Raw genomic sequence first — 3171 nt, 5'->3', positions numbered from 1 at the left:
CAGCTTGCAAATGATTGTCCTTTCCTTCATTTCTCTCCTATTACGAAGATTTTAAACAGGTTCTAAGATATAGTAATTTAGACTTCCTTACACAATTAACTGTTGAATTTTACATTCTTAGCTGTATTATAGCTAAAGTGCTCTAGGTTTACTGACTATAACGGTATGGCGTAGGGCTTTAGCTCTTTTTTTATAAACGTAGGTGTTTTATATGTCAGACCTTTTCTATATTGAAACTACGTGTTGTGTGGACGGTCGGTGTGATGTCTATACAGGGGAAGTGAGTTTTAATGATGTCATGTTAGGCAAGTTCAGTCTAAATTCGTGCAGCGGGAAAGAAGCTATGATAAATCTAGACATTATTACATTCGATATTAATATCGCTATTGATGGTCAAGATGGAAAGACAATAAAAAAAGACCTTAAAGGTCTTGAATTTGTAACTAAAGATGATGGTTCTTGGTATATTAATAAGGATTTTGGTGATGATAAATTTGAAGTTGTAGTAAAGCAATCATAATTTTACATCTCAGGTGTAACATTTAGTATAGGCGCTATTCTATTTATAATGTTCTTTACTATAGGCGCGGCAATTATTCCCCCGGTATGGTGCATCCCTTGAGGCTCATCAATAGCAATTAGCACTATGTACCTTGGGTCAAGCATAGTTAGCACTCCTATAAATGATGCTATGTTTGCATCTTTGCTATATTTACCATCTACAACTTTTTCCGCCGATCCAGTTTTTCCTCCTATTGAATATGCCTTTATTTTTGCTTTTCTGCCAGTGCCATCTGTTACTGCTGCACGTAATAATTTTCTCATTTCCCTGGAAGTTCTTCTTGAGATAATTTGCTCTCCTATACTTCTTTTATTCAACATCAAGGTTGCGTTATGAAATATCCCATTGTTGATTAATGCTGCTGCAGTTTGTGCAAGATGTATAGGAGTTACAGCTATGCCATAACCATAAGATGCTGTTATTAAAGTGTTTTCACTCCATTTATCCGGGATTATCGGTGTGGATTTTTCTGGTATTTCTATTTTCAAAGGAGAAAATAGCTTCATAGCTTTAAAGTATTCTACCTGTTTTTCAATACCTAGTTTGACTGCAATTTTTGCTGCACCAATGTTGGATGATTTTACAAATATATCTTGCACAGTAATTTTTGGAATTTTAGATTTATGAAAATCCTGAATTTTATACTTTCCAATGGTGATTGGTGTTGATACGTCATATAAATCGCTAGTTTTTGTAGCGTTCGCATCAAGCGCTGCGGCTATTGTAAAGTATTTTAATACCGACCCCATCTCATATACCCCAAGACTGGCGCGATTGAACTTTTGTACGTCTTCTGCCTTATTCTGTAAGTTGGGATTAAAATCAGGTAGGCTGACCATCGAGATAACTTCACTATTTCTCACATTTAAAACAATTCCTACTCCGCCAAGTGCCTGATATCTGCTTACAGCTTTAGTTAGCTCTTCATGCACTATGCTTTGCACTCGTGTATCTAAGGATAGTATTATGGGCTTTTCTTGCTCATTATTTTTACTTATATATGCCTCAACTCCTGCAATACCGTTGCCATCTATGTCAGTGTAACCAAGCACGTGTGAAAATAAATTACTGTGAGGATATATACGCTTTATGTCGTCATAAAAATTTACTCCTGGTACACCAGCGTTTTTGATCGCTAGTAATTCTTTTGGAGTCAAGTGCCGCTTTATCCAAGCAAATTTCTTTTCTGAAGTAAGTACTCTATATAAGTTCTTGTATTCGAGGTCATGCAAAGTAGAACACAGTTGTGCTGCTATACTTTCCGGATTCTTTACTTTGGTTGCATCTATATATAGTGATGTTGTGGGCACATTTGTTGCTATTACCACTCCATTTCTATCTAAAATATCGGGTTGTTTATGTACTATATTATCTTTTCTAAAATTTTCTGAAGTAGTAAGTTGATCAAATGTTAAAGAGAATATGCGAAAAATAATTATTATATAAAATATAAATAATGGTACTATAAAACACAGTGAGCGGAGCTTATTTTTAAGTAATGCTTGCATATTTACTTGATTTGACAAAAATGGAAATCATCTTAGCTGAACCACGAGGTTTTTGTGCCGGGGTAAAAAGAGCTGTGGACATATTAGCTATTACTTTAGAAAAATACAAAAACGAGCGCCAAGTTTATGTGCTACACGAAATTGTTCACAATAAATATATAGTAGAGGACTTTAAGAAACAAGGAGTGGTTTTTGTAAGCAGTATCGAGGAAATTGAAGATAATGAAGGAATACTGATCTTCAGCGCGCACGGAGTATCAAAAAATATAGAAGATGAGGCAAAAAGAAAGGGTATTCAAGTGATTGATGCAACATGTCCTTTAGTCAACAAAGTGCATAAAGAAGCAAAAAGGTATGAAAACAGTGGTAAAGAATTAATTCTCATTGGGCATGAAAACCATCCAGAAGTTAAGGGAATTAGGGGAAGAGTAAACAATCCTATCACTTTAGTGCAAACTTTGCAGGATGTATATGATTTAAAGGTTAAAGATCCAGATAATTTGTCTTATGTTACACAAACTACGTTAAGCATCGACGATACCCGTGACATTATTGCTGCCTTGAAATTAAGGTTTCCAGGCATAACAGGTTCAGATTTAAAGGACATATGCTATGCAACGCAAAACAGACAAAATGCTGTTAAAAAGCTAGCTGAAATTGTAGACATGGTATTAGTTGTAGGAAGTAAAAATAGCTCAAATTCAAACCGCTTATTGGATCTGTGCACTGCCAGAGGAAAAAGAGCCTACTTGATTGATAATTACAGCTGTGTGAATAAAAGCTGGTTTCAGGGCGTAGAAAAGATAGGAATCACTGCAGGTGCTTCCGCTCCTGACATATTGGTTGATGAATTAATGGACTACCTAAAAGTAAACCTGAGTGTAAAAATTTCAGTTATGCCAGGTGGTATTATTGAAAGTGTTCAGTTTAAAATACCGAATCTGGTTTAAAACACAACTTATCTACCAAGCTTCTCTTGAAATCACACAAACCAGCATCTATAGCTAAGACGTCACACCGCGATTCATCAGACTTCTTGCATAACCATATAACAAACTTTTATTGGGAATAGAAACGAAAAAACTTACTTGACACCCTTCG

Annotated in this window: 3 protein-coding genes; 2 read left to right on the top strand and 1 reads right to left on the bottom strand. The window is 35.4% G+C overall.

Annotation, left to right across the window (positions count from 1 at the left end; genetic code table 11):
• The first annotated feature begins 211 nt into the window (after positions 1 to 211).
• Positions 212 to 520, top strand: a complete 309-nt coding sequence (locus tag OZD63_RS05650; protein WP_275008342.1) for a hypothetical protein — start codon at positions 212 to 214, stop codon at positions 518 to 520.
• A 2-nt stretch (positions 521 to 522) separates the two neighbouring features.
• On the opposite strand, the gene OZD63_RS05645 is transcribed toward OZD63_RS05650, so the two are convergent.
• Positions 523 to 2070 carry a peptidoglycan D,D-transpeptidase FtsI family protein gene (locus OZD63_RS05645; protein WP_151807547.1) on the bottom strand — a complete coding sequence of 516 codons (1548 nt, stop codon included), beginning with the start codon at positions 2068 to 2070 and terminating at the stop codon, positions 523 to 525.
• A 20-nt stretch (positions 2071 to 2090) separates the two neighbouring features.
• On the opposite strand from OZD63_RS05645, the gene ispH reads away from it, so the two are divergent.
• Entirely contained in the window at positions 2091 to 3020 is a 930-nt protein-coding gene (ispH, locus tag OZD63_RS05640) for a 4-hydroxy-3-methylbut-2-enyl diphosphate reductase (RefSeq protein ID WP_275008343.1), read from the top strand.
• The last annotated feature ends 151 nt before the right edge of the window (positions 3021 to 3171 follow it).

It is taken from the genome of Wolbachia endosymbiont of Drosophila leontia, assembly GCF_028981785.1.
GTDB classification, from domain to species: Bacteria; Pseudomonadota; Alphaproteobacteria; order Rickettsiales; family Anaplasmataceae; genus Wolbachia; species Wolbachia pipientis.
This window is presented reverse-complemented; position numbering and strand designations above follow the sequence as displayed.

Bases quoted from the DNA above. Each gene is read 5' to 3' on its own strand.
- OZD63_RS05650 (WP_275008342.1), top strand. From the start codon at position 212: ATGTCAGACCTTTTCTATATTGAAACTACGTGTTGTGTGGACGGTCGG.
- OZD63_RS05645 (WP_151807547.1), bottom strand. From the start codon at position 2,070: ATGCAAGCATTACTTAAAAATAAGCTCCGCTCACTGTGTTTTATAGTA.
- ispH (WP_275008343.1), top strand. From the start codon at position 2,091: ATGGAAATCATCTTAGCTGAACCACGAGGTTTTTGTGCCGGGGTAAAA.